Origin of the sequence: Pseudomonas sp. RIT-PI-q (assembly GCF_001297125.1) — a bacterium.
GTDB lineage: Bacteria > Pseudomonadota > Gammaproteobacteria > Pseudomonadales > Pseudomonadaceae > Aquipseudomonas.
On the sequence record NZ_LHPC01000046.1, the window covers coordinates 121,512 to 142,681 of the forward strand.

Annotated in this window: 23 protein-coding genes and 1 pseudogene; 6 read left to right on the forward strand and 18 right to left on the reverse strand. The window is 60.5% G+C overall.

The window, feature by feature from the left end:
- The first annotated feature begins 42 nt into the window (after positions 1–42).
- From AEQ67_RS24945 to AEQ67_RS24955, 3 genes are all read left to right on the forward strand, one after another.
- A complete protein-coding gene (locus AEQ67_RS24945) occupies positions 43–840 on the forward strand; it encodes a transporter substrate-binding domain-containing protein (protein ID WP_059406473.1) in 798 nt (265 codons plus the stop codon).
- A 155-nt stretch (positions 841–995) separates the two neighbouring features.
- A complete protein-coding gene (locus tag AEQ67_RS24950) occupies positions 996–1,955 on the forward strand; it encodes an amino acid ABC transporter permease (protein WP_059406450.1) in 960 nt (319 codons plus the stop codon).
- Positions 1,948–2,682 (forward strand): amino acid ABC transporter ATP-binding protein, encoded by a 735-nt coding sequence (locus tag AEQ67_RS24955; protein WP_059406451.1) that lies wholly within the window; start codon positions 1,948–1,950, stop codon positions 2,680–2,682. The genes AEQ67_RS24950 and AEQ67_RS24955 overlap by 8 nt, the downstream gene beginning before the upstream one ends.
- A gap of 156 nt (positions 2,683–2,838) precedes the next feature.
- On the opposite strand, the gene AEQ67_RS36885 is transcribed toward AEQ67_RS24955, so the two are convergent.
- The 11 genes and pseudogenes from AEQ67_RS36885 to ubiE all read right to left on the reverse strand — a co-directional run bounded on the left by AEQ67_RS36885 (position 2,839) and on the right by ubiE (position 10,994).
- Positions 2,839–3,711: a methyl-accepting chemotaxis protein gene (locus AEQ67_RS36885; RefSeq protein ID WP_442965673.1), complete on the reverse strand. Its 873-nt coding sequence runs from the start codon at positions 3,709–3,711 to the stop codon at positions 2,839–2,841.
- A pseudogene (locus tag AEQ67_RS36890) lies at positions 3,697–4,755 on the reverse strand (methyl-accepting chemotaxis protein); the annotation flags it as partial. The gene AEQ67_RS36885 and the pseudogene AEQ67_RS36890, both read right to left, overlap by 15 nt.
- A 176-nt stretch (positions 4,756–4,931) precedes the next feature.
- Entirely contained in the window at positions 4,932–5,639 is a 708-nt protein-coding gene (locus AEQ67_RS24965; RefSeq protein ID WP_059406453.1) for a 16S rRNA (uracil(1498)-N(3))-methyltransferase, read from the reverse strand.
- Entirely contained in the window at positions 5,636–6,430 is a 795-nt protein-coding gene (gene tatC, locus AEQ67_RS24970; RefSeq protein ID WP_059406454.1) for a twin-arginine translocase subunit TatC, read from the reverse strand. Before tatC ends, AEQ67_RS24965 begins: the two co-directional genes overlap by 4 nt.
- Positions 6,427–6,879 carry a Sec-independent protein translocase protein TatB gene (gene tatB, locus AEQ67_RS34240; RefSeq protein ID WP_082377950.1) on the reverse strand — a complete coding sequence of 151 codons (453 nt, stop codon included), beginning with the start codon at positions 6,877–6,879 and terminating at the stop codon, positions 6,427–6,429. Before tatB ends, tatC begins: the two co-directional genes overlap by 4 nt.
- A 10-nt stretch (positions 6,880–6,889) precedes the next feature.
- Entirely contained in the window at positions 6,890–7,168 is a 279-nt protein-coding gene (locus AEQ67_RS24980; RefSeq protein ID WP_010464483.1) for a twin-arginine translocase TatA/TatE family subunit, read from the reverse strand.
- A 25-nt stretch (positions 7,169–7,193) separates the two neighbouring features.
- Positions 7,194–7,526: a phosphoribosyl-ATP diphosphatase gene (locus AEQ67_RS24985; protein ID WP_007899279.1), complete on the reverse strand. Its 333-nt coding sequence runs from the start codon at positions 7,524–7,526 to the stop codon at positions 7,194–7,196.
- On the reverse strand, positions 7,519–7,920 hold the full coding sequence (gene hisI, locus AEQ67_RS24990) for a phosphoribosyl-AMP cyclohydrolase (protein WP_059406456.1): 402 nt from the start codon (positions 7,918–7,920) through the stop codon (positions 7,519–7,521). The genes AEQ67_RS24985 and hisI overlap by 8 nt, the downstream gene beginning before the upstream one ends.
- A gap of 79 nt (positions 7,921–7,999) precedes the next feature.
- Entirely contained in the window at positions 8,000–9,604 is a 1,605-nt protein-coding gene (ubiB, locus tag AEQ67_RS24995; RefSeq protein ID WP_059406457.1) for a ubiquinone biosynthesis regulatory protein kinase UbiB, read from the reverse strand.
- Positions 9,601–10,224 (reverse strand): ubiquinone biosynthesis accessory factor UbiJ, encoded by a 624-nt coding sequence (locus AEQ67_RS25000; RefSeq protein WP_059406458.1) that lies wholly within the window; start codon positions 10,222–10,224, stop codon positions 9,601–9,603. Before AEQ67_RS25000 ends, ubiB begins: the two co-directional genes overlap by 4 nt.
- Positions 10,224–10,994, reverse strand: coding sequence for a bifunctional demethylmenaquinone methyltransferase/2-methoxy-6-polyprenyl-1,4-benzoquinol methylase UbiE (ubiE, locus tag AEQ67_RS25005; protein WP_007948968.1), 771 nt, complete (start codon positions 10,992–10,994; stop codon positions 10,224–10,226). The genes AEQ67_RS25000 and ubiE overlap by 1 nt, the downstream gene beginning before the upstream one ends.
- 155 nt (positions 10,995–11,149) lie before the next feature.
- Here ubiE and AEQ67_RS25010 point away from each other — a divergent pair, with 155 nt between their 5' ends.
- From AEQ67_RS25010 to AEQ67_RS25020, 3 genes are all read left to right on the forward strand, one after another.
- Complete coding sequence (locus AEQ67_RS25010) at positions 11,150–11,425, forward strand: polyhydroxyalkanoic acid system family protein (RefSeq protein ID WP_059406459.1); 276 nt, start codon at positions 11,150–11,152, stop codon at positions 11,423–11,425.
- Between the two features lie 215 nt (positions 11,426–11,640).
- Complete coding sequence (locus tag AEQ67_RS25015) at positions 11,641–12,063, forward strand: phasin family protein (protein WP_059406460.1); 423 nt, start codon at positions 11,641–11,643, stop codon at positions 12,061–12,063.
- Between the two features lie 10 nt (positions 12,064–12,073).
- Entirely contained in the window at positions 12,074–12,913 is an 840-nt protein-coding gene (locus AEQ67_RS25020) for a phasin family protein (RefSeq protein WP_059406461.1), read from the forward strand.
- Positions 12,914–13,090: 177 nt separating this feature from the next.
- On the opposite strand, the gene AEQ67_RS25025 is transcribed toward AEQ67_RS25020, so the two are convergent.
- The 7 genes from AEQ67_RS25025 to hslV form a co-directional block, all read right to left on the reverse strand.
- Positions 13,091–13,711, reverse strand: coding sequence for a TetR/AcrR family transcriptional regulator (locus AEQ67_RS25025; protein WP_059406462.1), 621 nt, complete (start codon positions 13,709–13,711; stop codon positions 13,091–13,093).
- 155 nt (positions 13,712–13,866) lie between these two features.
- Positions 13,867–15,549: a class II poly(R)-hydroxyalkanoic acid synthase gene (gene phaC / locus AEQ67_RS25030; RefSeq protein WP_059406463.1), complete on the reverse strand. Its 1,683-nt coding sequence runs from the start codon at positions 15,547–15,549 to the stop codon at positions 13,867–13,869.
- Between the two features lie 130 nt (positions 15,550–15,679).
- Entirely contained in the window at positions 15,680–16,534 is an 855-nt protein-coding gene (gene phaZ, locus AEQ67_RS25035; protein ID WP_059406464.1) for a poly(3-hydroxyalkanoate) depolymerase, read from the reverse strand.
- Positions 16,535–16,669: 135 nt separating this feature from the next.
- The gene (phaC, locus tag AEQ67_RS25040) at positions 16,670–18,349 is read right to left on the reverse strand and encodes a class II poly(R)-hydroxyalkanoic acid synthase (RefSeq protein WP_059406465.1); all 1,680 of its coding nucleotides are present in this window, start codon (positions 18,347–18,349) and stop codon (positions 16,670–16,672) included.
- A 256-nt stretch (positions 18,350–18,605) separates the two neighbouring features.
- The gene (locus tag AEQ67_RS25045; protein ID WP_008025216.1) at positions 18,606–18,983 is read right to left on the reverse strand and encodes a gamma-butyrobetaine hydroxylase-like domain-containing protein; all 378 of its coding nucleotides are present in this window, start codon (positions 18,981–18,983) and stop codon (positions 18,606–18,608) included.
- 149 nt (positions 18,984–19,132) lie between these two features.
- A complete protein-coding gene (gene hslU / locus AEQ67_RS25050) occupies positions 19,133–20,470 on the reverse strand; it encodes an ATP-dependent protease ATPase subunit HslU (protein WP_059406466.1) in 1,338 nt (445 codons plus the stop codon).
- 55 nt (positions 20,471–20,525) lie between these two features.
- Entirely contained in the window at positions 20,526–21,056 is a 531-nt protein-coding gene (hslV, locus tag AEQ67_RS25055; protein WP_007899242.1) for an ATP-dependent protease subunit HslV, read from the reverse strand.
- Positions 21,057–21,170 lie beyond the last annotated feature (114 nt).

Genomic DNA, 21,170 nt, shown 5'->3' on the forward strand with positions numbered 1-21,170 from the left:
TGTTTGCGCGCCTCACAACGCAATGGTTTTGGGGACATGATGATGAAGAAGTATCTCTCGATGCTGCTGGTCGGCGTCACGGCATGGGTTGCAGCCAACGCGGCGCAGGCCGGTGCCATCGATGACGCGGTCAAGCGCGGCACGCTGAAAGTCGGCATGGACCCGACCTACATGCCGTTCGAAATGACCAACAAGCGCGGCGAGATCATCGGCTTCGAAGTCGACCTCCTCAAAGCCATGGCCAAGGCCATGGGCGTCAAGCTGGAGCTGGTGTCCACCGGCTACGACGGCATCATCCCGGCCCTGCTCACCGACAAGTTCGACATGATCGGCAGCGGCATGACCCTGACCCAGGAACGCAACCTGCGCCTGAACTTCAGCGAGCCGTTCATCGTCGTCGGCCAGACGCTGCTGATCCGCAAGGAGCTGGAAGGCACCATCAAGTCCTACAAAGACCTGAACACCGCCGACTACCGCATCACCTCCAAGCTCGGCACCACCGGCGAGATGGTCGCCAAAAAGCTCATCGCCAAAGCCAAGTACCACGGCTACGACAACGAGCAGGAAGCCGTGCTCGACGTGGTCAACGGCAAGGCCGACGCCTTTATCTACGACGCGCCGTACAACGTCGTGGCAGTGAACAAGGCCGGTGCCGGCAAACTGGTGTTCCTCGACAAGCCGTTCACCTACGAGCCTTTGGCCTTCGGTCTGAAGAAGGGTGACTACGACAGCATCAACTTCATCAACAACTTCCTGCACCAGATCCACGAAGACGGCACCTACGATCGCATCCATGACAAGTGGTTTAAAGACACCGCTTGGCTGAAGGACATGGAATAAGGCCCGGTCAGATAGACCGCGCCGCCCCATTCGCGGGCAAGCCCGCTCCCACAGGAACCACGTCGGGCACAAAGGTTGTGTTCACCCCGTTCACTGTGGGAGCGGGCTTGCCCGCGATGACGGCCTCCCAGGCAACACACATTCCGGAACCCGTAATGAAACAGAAAAAAGCCCAATGGCCTTGGCACGTACTAACCGTGCTGGTGCTGATCGGCCTGGCCGGCGCGTTGTACTACGCCACCTCGCTGATGTCCTACGAATGGCGCTGGAACCGCGTGCCGCAATACTTCGCCTACCACGCCGAAGAATCCCAGCGCGCCGCCGACATCGCAACCGTCAGCGAACTGGTGCGCAAGGGCGATAAAGCCGAAGTCACCCTGCGCAACGATGCCGGCGATGAGCAACATCTGGTCGTCGACGACAACAGCCTGCAAGTCGCCCAGGGCGATGACGTGGCCGAAGGCGACGTGATTGGCGTGACCCGGCATTGGGCGGCCGGACCGCTGATGTGGGGCCTTTGGACCACCTTGTGGTTGTCCGTGGTGTCCGGCGTGCTCGGCCTGCTGATCGGCCTCGCCACTGGCCTGTGCCGTCTGTCGAACAACCCGACCCTGCGCGACCTCTCGACTATCTACGTCGAACTCGTTCGTGGCACGCCGCTGCTGGTACAGATCTTCATTTTCTACTTCTTCATCGGCACCGTGATGAACCTGTCCCGGGAATTCGCCGGGATCGCCGCGCTATCGCTGTTCACCGGCGCCTACGTCGCCGAGATCATCCGTTCGGGCGTGCAGTCGATCGCCCGTGGCCAAAACGAAGCCGCGCGCTCCCTGGGTTTGAGCGCTGGCCAGTCGATGCGCCACGTGGTGCTGCCGCAAGCCTTGAAACGCGTGCTGCCGCCATTGGCCGGGCAATTCATCAGTCTGGTCAAGGACACCTCGCTGGTGTCGGTGATCGCGATTACCGAACTGCTGAAAAGCGGTCGCGAAGTCATCACCACCTCGTTCTCGCCGTTCGAAATCCTGTTCTGCGTGGCCGGGCTGTATTTGTTGATCAACCTGCCGCTGTCGAAAATCGCCAGCCGGTTAGAGCGGAGGCTCGCGCAAAGTGATTGAAGTCCGCGATCTGGTAAAAGTCTTCGACACCCGTGGCCACGTGGTTCGCGCGGTGGATAACGTCACCACGCAAGTGGCCAAGGGCGAAGTGCTGGTGGTGATCGGTCCGTCCGGTTCCGGCAAATCGACGTTCTTGCGTTGCCTCAATGGCCTCGAAGAGTTCGACTCGGGCTCGGTGAGCATCGATGGCCTGCAACTGGCCGACCCGAAAACCGACGTGAATGCCTACCGCCGTGAAGTCGGCATGGTGTTCCAGCACTTCAACCTGTTCCCGCACATGACCGTGCTGGAAAACCTCTGCCTGGCGCAGAAAGTCGTGCGCAAGCGCGGCAAGAAGGAGCGCGAGGCCAAGGCTTTGGCGTTGCTGGAAAAGGTCGGCATTGCGCAGAAGGCCAACGAATTTCCATCGCGCCTTTCAGGCGGTCAGCAACAGCGGGTGGCGATTGCCCGGGCATTGGCCATGGAACCGAAGGTCATGCTGTTTGATGAGCCGACTTCGGCGCTCGACCCGGAAATGGTCGGCGAAGTGCTGGACGTAATGAAAACCCTGGCCGTGGAAGGCATGACCATGGTTTGCGTCACCCACGAAATGGGCTTTGCGCGGGAAGTGGCAGATCGGGTGTTGTTCTTCGATCACGGCAAATTGCTGGAAGACGCCTCGCCAGCGGAGTTCTTCGATGCACCGAAGGATCCTCGGGCGCAGGCCTTCTTGCGGCAGGTTCTATAACTCAGGCGCCTGTCAGATCGTAATCGCGGGCAAGCCCGCTCCCACGGTGTTTTCAGTGTTCATGCAATTTGCGTAACACTGATGAATCCTGTGGGAGCGGGCTTGCCCGCGATACCATCACCTCGGTTCTGTGTGAACCGAGGCATCCGCATCACCTCAAACCTTGAACCGCCCCACCAACATCTGCAGATGCGTCCCCAACCGCGCCAACTCAACGCTGGACGCCGCCGTCTCTTCACTCGCTGCCGACGTCTGCTCGGACACATCGCGCACATTCAGCACGCTGCGGTTGATCTCTTCGGCCACCGCGCTCTGCTGCTCGGCCGCCGCTGCAATCTGCTGGTTCATCGACTGAATCGCCGACACCGTGCGAGTGATGCTTTCCAGTGAACCCCCGGCGCGGCGGGGCAGTTCGACGCTGCTGTCGGTCAGGGTGCGGCTGTTGTCCATGATGGTCGCGACTTGCTGGGTGCCGGTTTGCAGGCCGACGATCAGCTCTTCGATTTCTTCGGTGGATTTCTGCGTGCGTTGAGCGAGGCTGCGGACCTCGTCGGCGACCACCGCAAACCCGCGTCCGGCTTCACCGGCACGGGCAGCTTCGATCGCCGCGTTGAGCGCCAGCAGGTTGGTTTGCTGGGCCACCGACTTGATGACATCGAGCACGCTGCCGATCTTGTCGCTTTCGCGCTTGAGGTGTCCCATGGCTTCGGTGGAATTGCCGACTTCCAGGGCCAGGCGTTCGATCTGGGCGATGGCTTCGCCGACCACTTTGTCACCTTCGCGGGCCTGCTGGTCGGCGGCGAGGGCGGCCTCCGAGGCTTCTTCGGCGTTGCGCGCAACTTCTTGCACCGTCGCGGTCATTTCATTCATGGCGGTAGCCACCTGGTCGGTTTCGACTTTCTGGCTGTTGACCCCGGCGCTGGTCTGCTCGGTGACCGCCGAGAGTTCTTCGGCGGCGCTGGCAATTTGCGTGACGCCATCGCTGATGCCGCCGATCAACTCGCGCAGGCCCAGGGTCATGCTCTGCATGGCGCGTTGCAGTTGACCCAGTTCGTCCTGGCGCTTGGAGATGAGGTTGTGGGTCAGGTCGCCGGCCGCGACACGCTCGGCCACTTTCAGGGTCTGGCTCAGCGGGATCACGATCTGGCGGGTGATGGCCCAGGCGGCGAGGATGCCGAAGGCCAGCGCCAGAGCGGTGGCCAACAGCAGCATATTCTTGGCTTGCGCGGCGTCTGTGTCGCGGACGATGGTTTGCGAGGCGGTCAGCTTCTTGCTGACTTCGAACAGGATCTCGCCTTGCTCGGCCATGCGTTTGAGTGCGGCGGCGCTGGCCACCTGGGAGTCGCGGTACTGGCTGACGGCAGCGCGGTAGGCTTTGAGCGAATCGGTGGCCTGTTGCAGGTTGGCGATGTGCTGTTCCGGCAGTTTTGAAGGCAGACTCTCGAGGTTTTTCAGGGCGTTGTCGATGGCGTCCAGCGCGGGTTGCTCGGCCTCGGGCTTGCCGCTGTAGGTGTAGCCGCGGACCTGGAAGCGCGCTTGCTGGATCAGCTTGCTCAGGTCGATCACGCTGTTGAAATCGGCGACGCTGTCACCCTGCAGCAAGGACTTTTCGACTTCAGCCACGCGCGCCACAGCATTATCGGCGGTGGCGCCGAGTTTGCTGCGGGCGTCTTCGCGGTTGGCGCCGGCCTGGGTCATGGCGCTGAAGGCTTGTTTGTACTGACTGACGGCGGCGAGTTGCTGGTCGATCATCGCCACATCAGCCGGTTGTTCGATCAGCGTGCGCGCGGTTTTCAAGCCGGTGTCGAGTTGGCCGATCAGATCGTTGACGGCGCCCGGGCCTTGTTCGCCGCGGCGCATGTCGTAGTCCATACGGGCCAGGCGCAGGTCTTTGGTCAGTTCGTTGAGGCTGGCAATGAACCCGAGCTTGTCGCCACGAGCGACCACGCCACTCAGGCCGGTCCAGCCGGTGAAGGTGATCAACAACGTCAACAGCAGCACCAGACCGAAGCCGACGCTCAATTTGCGGTTAACGCTGACGTTCCCCAGTTTCTCGGCTAGCCATTGGTACATGCTGCAACTCCCCAGGACCACTCATAGGTTTTATGGGGACTGTATCGGCAGGACGCCGGGAATCTGTAGGAGCGAGCTTGCTCGCGATGGGCGTTAACGATGACGTGGGCTGCCTGAATGAACGCGGCGGCTTCACGACCTTCGCGAGCAAGCTCGCTCCTACAGAACGGGTGATGTTAGAAGAGGCGGGCGAGCAGTGCGGGGACGGCGGGTTCGACGCGCAGGATGGGCCCCCCCGGTTGCACCGGGTGCCGGCCGGGCTTGCCCCGCCGGTCGCTTTCGTAAGGAATCCAGCCGCCTGCGGGGCCGATGGCCAGGGTCACCGGCTCGTCCAGGCCACGGGGGCAGGGCGGGGAGGTGCCGGGATGGCCGACCAGGCCAAGCGTCCCTTCGGTGATCGCCGGCAGACGATCCTCGACGAACGGTTTGAAGCGCTTCTCGATGACGATTTCCGGCAGCACGCTGTCCCGGGCCTGTTCGAGGCCGAGAATCAGTTGCTCGCGAATCGCCTCGGGTTCCAGAAACGGGGTTTGCCAGAAGCTCTTCTCGACGCGATAGCTGTTCACCAGGACGATACGCGGCACACCCATGGCCGCGACGGTCTGAAACACCCTACGGAGCATTTTCGGCCGTGGCAGTGCCAACACCAGGGTCAATGGCAGCTTGGCGGGCGGGGGTTGGTCGAGGGTGACGCGCAATTCGGCTTCATCGGCATCCAGGCGCAGCACCTCAGCCGAACCCATCAGCCCACCGATGCGCCCGACGCGCATGCTGTCACCGACTTCGCAACGGTGAACTTCCTGCATGTGCGTCAACCGGCGATCACGCAGGATCGCCCGGTCGGCCGCAATGAAGTCGGCTTCTTCGAGGAGCAGCAGGTTCACGGTTGGGTCGCTGGCGGCTGGTCGTTGTGATCGTCAGCCGGCTGGTCGTCCGGGTGCTCGCCACGTTTGCTGATCAGGCTGCCAAACAGAATGCCGATCTCGAACAGCAGCCACATCGGCACAGCCAGCAAGGTCTGCGAGAAGATGTCCGGCGGCGTCAGGATCATGCCGACCACGAAGCAGCCGATGACCACGTACGGGCGGATTTTCTTCAGGTATTTGACGTCGACCACGCCGATCCATACCAGCAGCACCACGGCCACCGGGATTTCGAACGCTACGCCGAAGGCAAAGAACAGCGTCATGACGAAATCGAGGTAGCTGGTGATGTCGGTCATCATTTCCACGCCGGCCGGGGTGGCGGCGGCGAAGAACTTGAAGATCAGCGGGAACACCAGGTAATAGGCGAACGCCATGCCGGTGTAGAACAGCAGGATGCTGGACATCAGCAACGGCACCGCGATGCGCTTCTCATGCTTGTACAGGCCTGGTGCGATGAAGCCCCAGATCTGATGCAGGATCACCGGGATCGCCAGGAACAGCGACACCATCATCGTCAGCTTCAGCGGCGTCAGGAACGGCGACGACACGTCGGTGGCAATCATCGTCGCGCCCACCGGCAGGTACTGACGCAGCGGCGTGGAGACGAAGGTGTAGATCTGCTGGGTGAACGCGAACAACCCGGCGAAGATGATGAAGATCGCCGCTACACAGCGCAGCAGGCGGGTACGCAACTCGGTGAGGTGCGAAACCAGCGGCATGTGCTGGTCGTTTTCGGGGAGATCGCTCATGGGGCTCGCGGCGGCAGTGTGGGGTCATGAGGGGCCGGCGCAACTGGCGCAGCCGCAGGCGTAACAGGTTCAACCGGGGTTGCTGCGACAACGGGCGCAGGTTCAACAGTTGCTACAACAGGTGCAGGCTCGACAGCGGCTGGCGCATGAATCGTCTGTTCCGCCACTGCTTCAACCGGCTGGACGGGTGTGGCTTCCTGCTGGGTCGGCGTGAAGATCTTCCGCGCCTCCTGCTCAAGCGACAGAATGTGCTCGTTGTGCAGTTGCCGACGAATCTCGTCGGCACCGATTTCACGCTCAACTTCCTGTTTGATCGCGTTGAAGCTGCGCTTCAACCGCCCGACCCACAGGCCAGCGGTGCGCGCAGCGCCCGGCAGACGCTCGGGGCCCAGCACCAGCAGGGCAACGAGGCCGACGAGCAGCAGTTCAGAGAAGCTGATACCAAACATTAGTCAGTGCTCACACGTCTTTGCGGATCGGCTCTTCGACTTTTTGCGCCTGCACGTCGATGGTGTGCGGCTGGTTCACGGACTGCGTGGTCTGTGGCTGGACCGGTGGAACCGGTTGTGCCGGGGTCACTGTTGGATCAGCCGGTTTTTCGTCATCGTTCATGGCTTTTTTGAAGCCCTTGATCGACTCGCCCACGTCGGTGCCGAGGTTTTTCAGTTTTTTGGTGCCGAACACCAGTACGACAACAACCAGGATGACGATCCAGTGTTTCCAGTCAAAAATGCCCATGTTGCTGCTCCTCTCTAATAGTTGTTCAGGCGGACGGGCGCGAGGCTTTCTCGGCGTGTCCGGAGAGACCGAAACGACGGTCCAGTTCATCGAGTACAGCCTGAGGATGCTGCCCCAGTTGGGCGAGCATGACCATGCTGTGGAACCACAAATCGGCGGTTTCGTAGATCACATCGCTGCAGTCGCCGCTGATGGCAGCGTCCTTGGCGGCAATGATGGTTTCGACCGACTCTTCGCCGACTTTTTCCAGAATCTTGTTCAAGCCCTTGTGGTACAGGCTGGCGACATACGAGCTGTCGGCGGCGGCGCCTTTGCGCTCTTCCAGCACCTGGGCCAGACGGGTCAGAGTGTCACTCATGTTTGTGTCCTGCGGAATAGATGGCGTGCGGATCTTTCAGGACCGGGTCGACGGTTGTCCAGTCGCCGTTCTCGAAGACACGGTAGAAACAGCTCTGACGGCCGGTATGGCAGGCGATGTCGCCGATCTGCTCGACCATCAGGATGATCACGTCGGCGTCGCAGTCCAGGCGCATCTCATGCAGGGTTTGCACGTGGCCGGACTCTTCGCCCTCGCGCCACAGCTTGCCACGGGAGCGTGACCAGTAAATGGCGCGGTTTTCGGCGGCGGTCAATTCCAGCGCTTCGCGGTTCATCCAGGCCATCATCAGGACGCGCCCGGTCTTGTAATCCTGGGCAATCGCGGGCACCAGGCCATCGGCGTCCCACTTGATTTCGTCCAGCCAGTTTTTCATCTTCGACTCCGACAGCGGGCCCGACACTTCATTAGTCGGGCAGGCGTTGAAACAGTGTGCCAGCGTGCGGGAGCTCTGGCTATCGGCGAACGACCAGATACAAACCGACGGCCACCATGATACCGGCCGGCCAATGACCCAGTTCGTTCAGCGGTCCACCGGCAGCGAGTATCGTGCCGCCCGCCAGGTGTGCACAGCCGAGCAGTCGCAGCAGCCAGTCGTCCTTGCGCCGATGCCACGGTGGCGGCGGATCATTGGCATGCGGCTGCGACATGCGTTCGAGCAGATCGCGGGCCATGTTGGCCAGGTGCGGCAGTTGTTCGATCTGGCTCTGCACGTTGCCGATCAAGGCTTTGGGGCTGACGCGCTCGCGCATCCAGCGTTCGAGGAACGGCTGGGCGGTGTTCCACAGATCGAGGTCCGGGTACAGCTGACGGCCCAGGCCTTCGATGTTCAACAGGGTTTTTTGCAACAGAACGAGCTGCGGCTGCACTTCCATGTTGAAGCGCCGAGCGGTCTGGAACAGGCGCATCAACACCTGGCCGAAGGAAATATCTTTTAACGGTTTTTCGAAAATCGGTTCGCAAACAGTACGAATCGCCGCTTCGAATTCGTTGAGTTTGGTTTCTGCCGGCACCCAGCCCGAATCGATGTGCAACTGCGCCACGCGGCGGTAGTCACGCTTGAAGAAGGCGAACAGGTTGCGTGCCAGGTAATCCTGGTCTTCCGGGGTCAGGCTGCCGACGATGCCGCAGTCGATCGCAATGTATTGCGGGCTCCACGGGTTGACGGTGCTGACGAAGATGTTGCCCGGGTGCATGTCGGCGTGGAAGAAACTGTCGCGGAACACTTGGGTGAAGAAGATTTCCACGCCGCGCTCAGCGAGCATTTTCATGTCGGTGCGCTGGTCGGCCAGGGTCGCGAGGTCAGTGACCTGAATCCCGTAGATCCGCTCCATCACCAGCACTTTCGGCCGGCACCAGTCCCAATAGACTTGCGGCACGTAGAGCAGCTCCGAGCCTTCGAAGTTGCGCTTCAACTGGCTGGCGTTCGCCGCTTCGCGCAGCAGATCGAGTTCGTCGTAGATGGTTTTTTCGTAGTCCTGGACCACGTCCACCGGGTGCAGCAGGCGCGCGTCGGCCGAGAGTTTTTCGGCAGCGCGGGCCAGGATGAACAGCCACGCCAGGTCCTGCGCGATGATCGGTTTCAGGCCCGGGCGAATCACTTTGACCACGACTTCTTCGCCGGTTTTCAGTTGCGCGGCATGCACCTGCGCCACCGAGGCCGAGGCCAGCGGTTCGACGTCGAAGCGGCTGAACACTTCACTGATTTTCTTGCCGAGCTGCTCTTCGATCAGCTTGATCGACACCTGCGAATCGAACGGCGGCACGCGGTCCTGCAGCTTCATCAGCTCGTCGGCGATGTCTTCCGGCAGCAGGTCGCGACGGGTCGACAGAATCTGCCCGAACTTGATGAAAATCGGCCCCAGGTCCTGTAACGCCAGGCGCAATCGCGCGCCACGGCTCAGGTCCAGCGTCTTGCGCGGGAACCAGCGCCATGGCAAGGCGTAGCGCAGCGCCAGCAAAAACCAGGGCAGTGGCAGGGCGAACAGCAGGTCATCGAGGCGGTAGCGGATCACAACGCGCTGGATGCGCAACAAACGGCGGACGGCAAGCAGCTTCATGCGTTATCGCTTGGGTCGAGGGATCGGGAAAGGCGCTCGAAACGCGCCTCGAGACGTTCCAGATCGAGTTTGATCTGGTCCAGTTCACTGAAACGGGCTTCGGCTTCGCGCTGACCGACGAGGGTGCGCGATTCTTCGGCCAGGTATTCGCCCATGTTCTGGTTGAGGCTGGCGAACCCTTGCTGATAAAAGCGTGCCCGGCTGCGCAGGTGACCGCCGAGCAGGTGTGTGGCGACCGGGCCGAGCCAGCGTGAGAGTTCGTACTCCCAGTCCAGCTCAAGGTCCTGAAGGATCGCGGCCAGTTCCAGCAGCACGCCGCTGTCGCCGTCGAGTTCGACTTCCGGCGCATGCAGAACCGACGTCTTGTCCTTGCTCATCGCCAGTTTCAACAGGCTTGAGGCCGGTGCACGCAAGGTGCAGTCGGCGCCGGTTTCCCACTGGGAGGCGAGCATCAGGCCTTCGTCGCTGGGCAGGATGAACACTTGCAGTGCCGGGCTGCGGCAATCGACGGCAATCACCTTGCCGCTCAAATGCGCCAGCCGCGGCAGCGCCGTGCTGTCGAGACGCAGCACCCGGTTCAGACCGAGTTCGACACTGGCGAGCAGGCCGGCCAGCAACATCAGGGCTTGATGCCGCGGTGCAGGGCGACGATGCCTGCGGTCATGTTGTGGTAGGTCACGCGGTCGAAACCGGCCTCGACCATCATCGACTTCAGGGTTTCCTGGTTCGGGTGCATGCGGATCGATTCGGCCAGGTAGCGATAGCTTTCCGAGTCGTTGGTGATCAGCTTGCCCATCAGCGGCATGAAGGCGAACGAGTAGGCGTCGTAGGCCTTGGACATCAGCGCGTTGGTCGGCTTGGAGAATTCCAGCACCAGCAGGCGACCACCCGGTTTCAGCACGCGCAGCATCGAGCGCAGGGCGTCTTCTTTATGGGTGACGTTGCGCAGGCCGAAGGCGATGGTCACGCAATCGAAATGGTTGTCCGGGAACGGCAGCTTTTCCGCATCGGCCTGGACGAACTCGACGTTGCCGGCCACACCCAGGTCCAGCAGGCGATCGCGACCGACCTTGAGCATGGACTCGTTGATGTCGGCCAACACCACCTGGCCGGTCGGGCCAACGAGGTGCGAGAATTTTTTGGTCAGGTCGCCGGTGCCGCCAGCGATATCCAGCACGCGGTTACCGGTGCGCACGCCCGACAGTTCGATCGCGAAACGCTTCCACAGACGGTGCATGCCGCCCGACAGGAGGTCGTTCATCAAGTCGTACTTGGCGGCTACCGAGTGGAAAACCTCAGCGACTTTTTCCGCTTTTTGGCTTTCCGGAACGTTTTTGAAACCGAAGTGAGTGGTGGGTTCGGCATCGCTGCCTTTGCGCTGATCAGTCATATCGCTGTCACCAGAAGAGAATGCGGGACATTCTAATCCCGGTGGCCTGCTTTGTCTTGGCAAGGCTGCAGGTAAGATAGGCAACCACCGGGACGTTTTGCCGCAGCAGCGGTCAAGATGCTTCAGGAAAGTATTCATAAAGCAGGAGTCATTCGATGGCCCGTATTAGTGTTGAGCGTGCCCACGGCCTGGGCAAGGAAGCGGCCCGCGAGAAGGCCGACCAGTTGGCGCAGAAACTGTCCGAGCAATATGGCCTGGAGCCGCAGTGGTCCGGCGACACCCTGAACCTCAAGCGCTCGGGTGTGAAAGGCGCGGTGCAGGTCAGTGAAGATTCGATCCGCGTCGATGTGGAGTTGGGCCTGATGATGTCGGCCATGAGCGGCATGATCAAAGCGGAAATCGAGAAGGCGCTGGATAAAGCGTTGGTGTGATGGCGGAAAGATCGCAGCCTCGTTGCACTCGACAGCTCCTACAGGATGTACGCCACCACCCTCTGTAGGAGCTGTCGAGTGCAACGAGGCTGCGATCTTTTCCACCGATTCATGTCAGTTGTTAGGGTGCCGTTTCTAATTAATCTCACTACTTTGTGCCTGAGCCCGACACTTATCCGGGCAGTTCCTCAAACCTTCTGCGCGTGAGGTGCACCATGGCCAAAGTTATTTTGAAGAAAAAAATCGACGCTTCGACAACGGCTCTGAGCGACGTCAAATCCTATGCCCGCAAGATCTGGCTGGCAGGCCTGGGTGCCTACGCCAAGGTCGGCCAAGAGGGCAGCGAGTACTTTCAAGAACTCGTAAAAGCGGGTCAAACAGTTGAAAGCAAAGGCAAAAAAGTCGTTGCCGAGAAGCTTGAAGCAGCGAATGCCGAGATCGATGAAGCCAAGAGTGAAGTGAGCACTTTCAAAGGCAAGGTCGAACTTCAACTCGACAAGGTCGAGAAGGCTTTTGACTCGCGTGTCGCAAGTACCTTGAATCGTATCGGCATTCCGTCTAAACATGACGTTGAGACACTCTCTGTCAAGCTCGATGAGCTGACGGCATTGCTCGAACGCGTCGCGCGTAAATCTTAAGGAGAACGGGATGGCTGGTAAAAAGACAACTGACAAAGAAGGCAGCTCGTGGATCGGGAAGGTCGAAGACTACTCCCGCAAAATCTGGCTGGCTGGTTTAGGCGTGTACTCGAAGATCGACACTGACGGCAGCAAGCTCTTCGATACATTGGTCAAAGACGGCGAGAAAGCCGAGAAGCTCACCAAGAGTGCCGTGGGCAAGAAAGTTGATGCTGCCAAGGACTCTGCCACGTCGGCCAAGTCGCGTATCACTGGCGTGAAAGATCGTGCGCTGGGCAAGTGGGATGAGCTGGAAGGTGCTTTTGACAAGCGCCTGAACAGCGCCATTTCGCGCCTGGGCGTTCCGAGCCGCAACGAAGTGAAAGCGCTGCACAGCAAGGTCGATACCCTGACCAAGCAAATCGAAAAACTCACCGGTGCCAAGGTTGCGCCTGTTGCGGCGAAAACTGCGGCGGCAAAACCTGCAGCTGCTAAAACCGCTGCCAAACCACTGGCCAAGGCTGCCGCTAAACCGGCTGCCAAACCAGCGGCCAAAACCGCAGCAGCCAAGCCTGCAGCAGCCAAGCCAGCGGCCAAACCGGTTGCGGCAAAAGCAGCGGCTAAGCCAGCAGCGAAACCTGCAGCTAAAACCGCAGCGGCCAAACCAGCAGCTAAACCTGCTGCAGCGAAAAAACCGGCCGTGAAAAAACCGGCAGCGCCGAAAGCCGCCGCGCCAAAACCAGCAGTGGCTGCCGCCAAACCGGCAACCCCGGTAGCGCCAGTCAGCACATCGAACTCTGCTGCCGCGCCGACCCCTGCTGTAACCCCGACTGCCGCGCCAGCTCCATCGACGCCAACCAGTCAGTCCTGATTTTCAGGGCTCAAGAAAACGCCCGGCCTGCAAAGGTCGGGCGTTTTTGTTTATGCACGGTTCAATGAACGCCACAATCCCCTGTAGGAGCTGGCTTGCCAGCGAAAGGGCCCTCACATTCAACATTGATGTTGTGTGACAGTCCGCTTTCGCTGGCAAGCCAGCTCCTACAAAGGGTTATTCGTGTTCTTCGAGGTACTGCATCGCCATCTGCTCGGTCGCCGCCTTGATCGGCGGCAACAGGTGCGGCGCGACCAGCATCATGATCTGGTACACCACCAACCTCACCTCGCCTTCACGATCAAGAATCCGCTGATAGTCCAGCGAGAACAGCAGTGTCATGGTGATCTGTTCCACCAGTTGACCCAATGCCTGGGTGTCACTGACCAATTGCCCCTGAGCCTTCAATCGCGCCAGTAACGAAGCCAGCGTGCGCTTTAACGCGTTCAGCAGGTTGCGAATACCCTTCGCCAGTTTCGGCAGACGCCCGGCGAGGTTCGACAGGTCCTGGAACAGAAACCGGTAGTGGGCCAGGCGCTCGACGATCAAATGCAGGAACAACCAGTAATCTTCCGGCGCCAGTTCGACATCAGCCGGTGGGTCGAGCAGGGGGGCCAGTTCGGCCTGGAAGCGTTCGAACAGCCCGAGAATCAGCGGTTCCTTGCCGTGGAAGTGGTAGTAGAGGTTGCCCGGGCTGATGCCCATTTCGTTGGCAACTTCCATGGTGGAGACGTTCGGTTCGCCCTTCTGATTGAACAACTGCAGGGCACATTCGAGGATCCGGTCGCGGGTTTTCATCCAGTCTTCTTAATGATCAGGCCAGGCCAACCTGTGGGAGCGAGCCTGCTCGCGATGGACATCCAGGCTGCGCGGGTAATCAGGCCGCCCGCGTAATCGTTAACGGCCATCGCGAGCAGGCTCGCTCCTACAGGGTTGGATGCGGCGTTCAAGGTTCAGCGCACACGCACGTACGTACCGGGTGCAGCTTCCATCGGTGGATAGTTCTGGTTGCCGAGGGCCATGTGGGTTTCTTTTTTCGCGCCTGAACGTGCTTGAATCCAGACCAGCCATTCGGTCCACCAACTGCCGTCGGTTTGCTTGGCGTCGTAATACCAGGCCCGTGGGTCGCTGCTCAGTTTGGTGCTTTCGACATAGTTGGCCTTCGGGTTTGAGGGCGGGTTGAGAATGCTCTGCACATGGCCGCTGTTGGACAGCACGAAGCGTCGCTCGCCGCCCAGCAGCAGCGTCGAGCGATACACCGCGTCCCACGGGGTGATGTGGTCGTTGATGCCGGCCACGCTGAAGCTGTCGACCGTGACTTTCTGCAAGTCGATCGGCGTGCCGCACACTTCAAGGCCGCCCGGGTGACTCAGCGGGTTGTGCTTGAAGAAGTCCAGCAAGTCGCCATGCAAGGCTGCCGGCAGGCGTGTGTTGTCGTTGTTCCAGTAGAGAATGTCGAACGCCGGCGGCTCCTTGCCCAACAGGTAGTTGTTGACGAAGTAGCTCCAGATCAAATCGTTGGGGCGCATCCAGGCGAAGACCTTGGCCATGTCGCGACCGTCCAGTACGCCCTTCTGATAGGAGCGACGCTTGGCCGCTTCGAGGGTCTGTTCGTCGGCGAAGAGGGTCGCCGGCGTGTCCATCTGACTGTCGAGCAGGCTTACCAGATAGGTGGCGCTGGAGACGCGACGCAGTTGCCGCTTCGCCTGCAAATGCCCTTGCAGCGCGGCAATGGTCAGCCCGCCAGCGCAGGCGCCCATCAGGTTGACCTCGCGGGCACCGGTAATTGCCCGGCAGACATTCATCGCTTCTTCTACGGCTTCAACGTAGGTCGACAGCCCCCATTCGCGATGCCGCACATCCGGATTGCGCCAGCTGATCATGAAGGTTTGCAGGCCGTTCTTCAGGGCGAACTGGACGAAGCTGTTGTGTGGGCTCAGGTCGAAAATGTAGTACTTGTTGATCTGTGGCGGCACCACCAGCAGCGGTTTCGAATACTGCGTCTCGCTCATCGGCTTGTACTGGATCAGCTCCAGCAGCTCGTTGCGAAACACCACCGAACCGGTGGTGGTGGCGACCGTTTTACCGACTTCGAAAGCTTGTTTGGTGACTTGTCTGGGCAGGCCGTCGTTGTGCAGGAGGTCGTCGACCAGGTGGCTGATACCGCGCACCAGGCTGTTGCCGCCGGAATTGAAGATCTCCTTGATCGCCAGCGGATTGAGCAGGCTGTTGGACGGCGCCATGGCGTCGTTGAGCAAGGCGAATGCGAAGTGGGCGCGGGCGCGATCGTCCGGGCTCATGTTGCTCTCGTCGATCCAGTGTTTGACCTGCTTCTGCCAGCTCAGGTAGGCCTGCAAACTGCGGCGATAGAACGGGTTGAGGCTCCACGCCGGATCGGCAAAACGACTGTCCTGCGGATTGGTCGGGTGCAGGGTTTCACCCAACAGCACGCGCCCCAGTTGACCGCCCAGCTTCAAGGCGTGTCGGGCGGTGTGCACCGGGTTGCGCAAACCATGGGCTGCCACGCTGCGCAGGGTCGAAAACAGATCCCGGCCGCGCAGGCCGGTAATCGCACTCTGCGCGTTGATGAACGCGGCGGGAGTGGGCAAAAAGTCCCTCGCTGGTTTTTCGCGCATGAATCAACACTCCTTCGTCTTCAGGCCAAATACAGATACACCGAACCAGAACACCATAGACGCTGTTACGGGTTGTTGCGCGGCGCGGCGTCCTGCCGACCCCTTTCCATAAACAAAAAATCGGGGCCGGTCAGCCACCCAATGGCGCCGGGTGCGGGTGCATCACTGCACGCTGCCGCTCTTCCTCAAGGAATTTCATGATGATCGGTGCCACCGCTTCGGCCCGGGTAATCAGGAACAGATGCCCGTCATCGATGATGTGCAACTGGGCATTGGGGATTCGCCAGGCGAGCAAGCGCATATTGACCAGCGGGATCAGCGGATCGTCGTCGCCGGCCAGCACCAGGGTCGGCTGGTGAATCTTGTGCAGCCAGTGAATGCTGGTCCAGCCGAGACCGGCGAACAGCTGCCAGTAGTAACCGAGCTTGCCTGCCGAACGGACTTTCGCCGCATGGCTGGCGGCCAAGGTGGGATCGCGGCGGAACGCGCCGCCGTAAATCATCGGCGCAATGCGGATCACATGCGACGGCTGGATATAGCGCCGCGGACTGGCCATCATCCACAGCACTTTGGGTTTGCCCGGCACCATCACTGCGCCAGCCGCCGTGGCCGCCAGCACGAGTTTCTTGCAGCGCTCGGGATAGTCATACGCGAACTGCTGGGCGAGGGCGCCACCCCAGGACACGCCGATCACGTTGACTTGCCCGTAGTCGAGATAATCAAGCATCCGCGCCGTGAGTTTCGCCAGGCCCGGAAAACGGTACGGCCGATTTGGCGTCGACGAGCCGCCGACACCGGGTACGTCGAAAGCGATGACTTCCAGGTCCGGGTCCAGCGCCGCGACGAACGGAAACACCAGCTCCAGGTTGGCGCCGATGCCGTTGAAAATCAGCAAGGGCGTCAAGTGAGGCTTGCCGGGGCGTACCGCCGTGCGGAGGGTCTGGCCATCCAGGTCGACGGTACGAAATATGAACGGTTGCGGCATGCTTCAAGCCCTGTGGGTAGATCGGCCCCCATTCTGTAGGAGCCGGCTTGCCGGCGATGGCATCACTGCTGTGTAACGGTGAAACCGCGGTGATGCAATCGCCAGCAAGCCGGCTCCTACAGGTCGGGGGTCATTTTAGCGTTCGTGTACGTAGGTGCCCGGTGCAGCTTCACCGGCTGGATACGCCTTGCTGCCCAGCGTGGTCGGGGACTTCTTCAGCTTGCCCGAACGCTCGGCCTGCCATGCCTGCCAGTGCAGCCACCAGGAGTCGGTGTGCTTGGTGGAGTTTTCTTGCCACTCCTCGGCCTTGACCGGCATTTCGGTGCTGGTCATGTAGCGCGATTTCGGATTGCCCGGCGGGTTCAGAATGCTCTGGATATGCCCGCTGCTGGACAGCACGAATTCGACCTTGCCACCGAACAGTTGCGCCGACTTGTAGCAAGACTTCCACGGCGTGATGTGGTCGTTGGTGCCGGCCAGGGAGAAGATGTCGGCAGTGACCTGCTTCAGGTCGATTGGCGTGCCGCACACTTCCAGTGCATTGGGGCGGATCAGTGGGTTGCTTTTGAACATTTCGATCAGGTCGCCGTGGAAGGCGGCAGGCAACCGTGTGGTGTCGTTGTTCCAGAACAGGATGTCGAAAACCGGCGGCTCGTTGCCGAGCAGGTAGTTGTTGACCCAATAGTTCCAGATCAGGTCGTTGGGGCGCATCCAGGCAAAAACTTTCGCCATGTCGCGGCCTTCCAGCACACCGGCCTGATAGGAATGGCGCTTGGCGGATTCGAGGGTCTGCTCGTCGACGAACAGGGCCACGTCGCTGTCCAGGGTGGTGTCCAGCACGCTGACCAGCAGAGTGAGGGCGTTGACCTTCTTATCGCCGATCGCAGCGTAGTGGCCCAACAGAGCGGTGCAGGTGATGCCGCCGGAGCAGGCGCCGAGCATGTTCACGTCTTTACTGCCGGTGATCGCCATGACCACGTCGACCGCTTCCTTGAGCGCTTCGATGTAGGTCGACAGGCCCCACTCGCGCTGTTCCTTGGTCGGGTTGCGCCAGCTGACGATGAACGTCTGCACGTTATTGCGCAGGCAGAATCGCGCCAGGCTCTTGTCCGGGCTCAGGTCGAATACGTAGAACTTGTTGATCTGCGGCGGCACCACCAGCAGTGGGCGCTCGTGCACCTGTTCGGTGCTCGGCCGGTACTGGATCAGCTCCAGCACGTCGTTGCGGAAAACCACCGCGCCTTCGGTCACGCCCAGGCTCTTGCCCACCTCGAACGCGCCCATGTTGACCTGGCTCGGCATGCCGCCGTTGTGCACCAGGTCCTTGGCCAGATGCGAGAGGCCATCGAGCAGGCTTTTGCCACCGGTTTCGAAGAAGCGTTTGACCGCCGCCGGGTTGGCCGCACTGTTGGTCGGCGCCATGGCTTCGGTCATGAGGTTGATCACGAAATGCCCGCGACTGACATCCTTGGGCGGCAGATTACTGTCGTCGATCCAGTCGTGGAGCTCCTTGCGCCACGCCAGGTAAGTTTGCAAATAACGTTTGTAGAGCGGGTTCTGGCTCCAGGCCGGATCGGCAAAACGACGGTCATCGCTTGTCGGTTGAAGCTCGGATTTTCCGAACAACACATTCTTCAGTTCAAGACCGAAATGAGCGACATGCTTGGCGCTGTGAATCGGTTGCCTGATGGCCTGCCTCAGCACCATACGAGCGGAAGCCAGTAGATCTTTTCCACGCAGCCCAACGACAGGATTCAGCCCCAAGGTGTTTTCCGAGGCTTGATACTTCAAGTCATCGTTATTCTTGTTACTCATCTACGACGCTCCATTGTCCTGAGACGAGTACCGGGTCCAACTGTGCAGTCACACAGCCAATGCCAGGTACTACAACTCGGGTGACCGTTAATTCTGCATCGCTGCTTTTATGGCAGAGAGCACTGCAGGGAACTTGCCAGTTCCATTGGTTACCCGAGTTTAATTTTTTTCGCAAGCAGGCCAATCAATAGCCCTGAAGCGGAGCATTCAAACAGATGGAATTAGAAAATGCCCTCTAATGAGCAAGAGGGCCGGATTAGAGCATCAGCTTGACGACAGATTCGTTCGGGTCGCGGGTTTTTCCGGCGGCTTTGAGCTCGGCAAGATAATCGTTCCACAGGTCCTCTTGGCGCACGCCCAACTGGTACAGATATTCCCAGGTGAACAGGCCGCTGTCGTGGCCGTCGTCGAAGGTCAATTTCAGTGCGTACTGACCGGCCGGTTCGACCTTGGTCAGGCCTACGCCGATCTTGCCAAATTGCAGGATAGGTTTGCCGTGGCCCTGGACCTCGGCGGAAGGAGAGTGCACGCGCAGGAACTCGGCGGGCAGGTGATGCTCTTCGCCGGACGCGTATTTCAGCGACAGGGTTTTCGAGGCTTTGTGCAGTTTGATGTCGGTGGGGAGTTGGGTCATGGCCGGATGTCCGTCTGTAGGAGATCGTGGCTCAACACTGTAGGAGCCGGCTTGCTGGCGATGCTTTTGGCGGCCTTGAGGGCCTCATCGCCAGCAAGCCGGCTCCTACAGAGATTTACGTCAGCCAGATATCCCGAAGGGAATTTGGCTTACAGGATATAACGGGACAGGTCTTCGTTCTGCGCCAATTCGCCCAGGTGGCTGTTGACGTAGTCGGCGTCGATCAGAATTGCCTTTTCGTCGTGCGCGCTGGCCAGGTCACCGGCGCTGAACGACACCTCTTCGAGCAGGCGCTCAAGCAAGGTGTGCAGACGACGGGCACCGATGTTCTCGGTCTTCTCGTTGACCTGCCAGGCGATCTCGGCAATGCGCTTGATCCCGTCCGGCTGGAACTCGATGGTCAAGCCTTCGGTTTTCAGCAGGGCGCAATACTGCTCGGTGAGCGACGCGTGTGGCTCGCTGAGAATGCGTTCGAAGTCTTCCGGCGTCAGCGCCTTGAGTTCGACACGAATCGGCAGGCGGCCTTGCAGCTCAGGCACCAGGTCGCTCGGCTTGCTCAGGTGGAACGCGCCGGAGGCGATGAACAGGATGTGGTCGGTCTTGACCATGCCCAGCTTGGTGTTGACCGTGCAGCCTTCGATCAGCGGCAGCAAGTCGCGCTGCACGCCTTCACGGGACACGTCGACGCCACCGGAGTTGCCGCGCTTGGCGACCTTGTCGATTTCGTCGATGAACACGATACCGTGCTGCTCGACGGCTTCCAGGGCCTTGGCCTTCAGCTCTTCATCGTTGACCAGGCGGCTCGCTTCCTCATCGCGGACCAGCTTCAGCGCTTCCTTGACCTTGAGCTTGCGGCTCTTGCGTTTGCCCTTGCCCATGTTGGCAAACAGGCTCTGCAACTGGTTGGTCATTTCTTCCATGCCCGGTGGCGCGGAGATATCGACGCCGGCCACTTCGGCCACTTCGATTTCGATCTCCTTGTCATCCAGCTGACCTTCGCGCAGGCGCTTGCGGAACAGCTGACGGGTGTTGGAGTCGGCCGACGGGGCGTCTTCGTTGCTGAAGCCCATGCGTGCCGGTGGCAGCAAGGCGTCGAGGATGCGCTCTTCGGCGGCGTCTTCGGCGCGGTGGCGAACCTTGGTGATTTCCTGTTCGCGCAGCAGCTTGATCGCGGCATCGGCGAGGTCACGAATGATCGATTCGACGTCGCGACCGACATAGCCGACTTCGGTGAACTTGGTCGCTTCGACTTTGATGAACGGCGCGTTGGCAAGTTTGGCCAGGCGACGGGCGATTTCGGTTTTACCGACACCGGTCGGGCCGATCATCAGAATGTTCTTTGGCGTGACTTCAACGCGCAGCTCTTCGGGCAGCTGCATCCGGCGCCAGCGGTTACGCAGCGCGATGGCGACGGCGCGCTTGGCATCGTCCTGGCCGATGATATGGCGATTGAGTTCGTGGACGATTTCACGGGGAGTCATGGACATAGTAATTGGCGGTCCTCAGGTAAAAGTGAGCCGTGGCGTGGTGGCCAAAACAGGCTTACTCGGCGAGGTCCTGCTCCTCAATGGTGAAGGTGTGGTTGGTGAATACGCAGATGTCGCCGGCGATGCCGAGGGCGGTTTCGACGATTTCGCGGGCCGACAGATCGGTTTTCTTCAGCAGGGCGCTGGCAGCGGCCTGAGCGTAGCCGCCACCGGAACCCATGGCGATCAGCCCTTCTTCGGGCTCAACCACGTCGCCGTTGCCGGTGATGATCAGGGAAGCGTCTTTGTTGGCGACCGCGAGCATGGCTTCGAGGCGGCTGAGGGAGCGGTCGGTGCGCCATTCTTTGGCGAGTTCGACGGCGGCGCGCACCAGGTGGCCCTGATGTTTCTCAAGCTGGCCTTCGAAACGCTCGAAGAGGGTGAAGGCGTCAGCGGTGGCCCCGGCAAAACCGGCGATCACCTGGCCGTGGTACAGGCGGCGAACTTTCTTCGCGTTGCCTTTCATCACGGTATTGCCGAGAGAAACCTGGCCGTCGCCGCCCATGACGACTTTGCCGTGGCGGCGAACTGAAACGATGGTGGTCAAGGGAGAGTCTCCACGCAGCGGGGCGAAAATGCCTTATGCCAACTCATATGGGGGTGGTGGAGCGTATTTCAACTGCGGGAGTTGGCGGGGGACGAGCGGTGTTGGGCGGGAGGG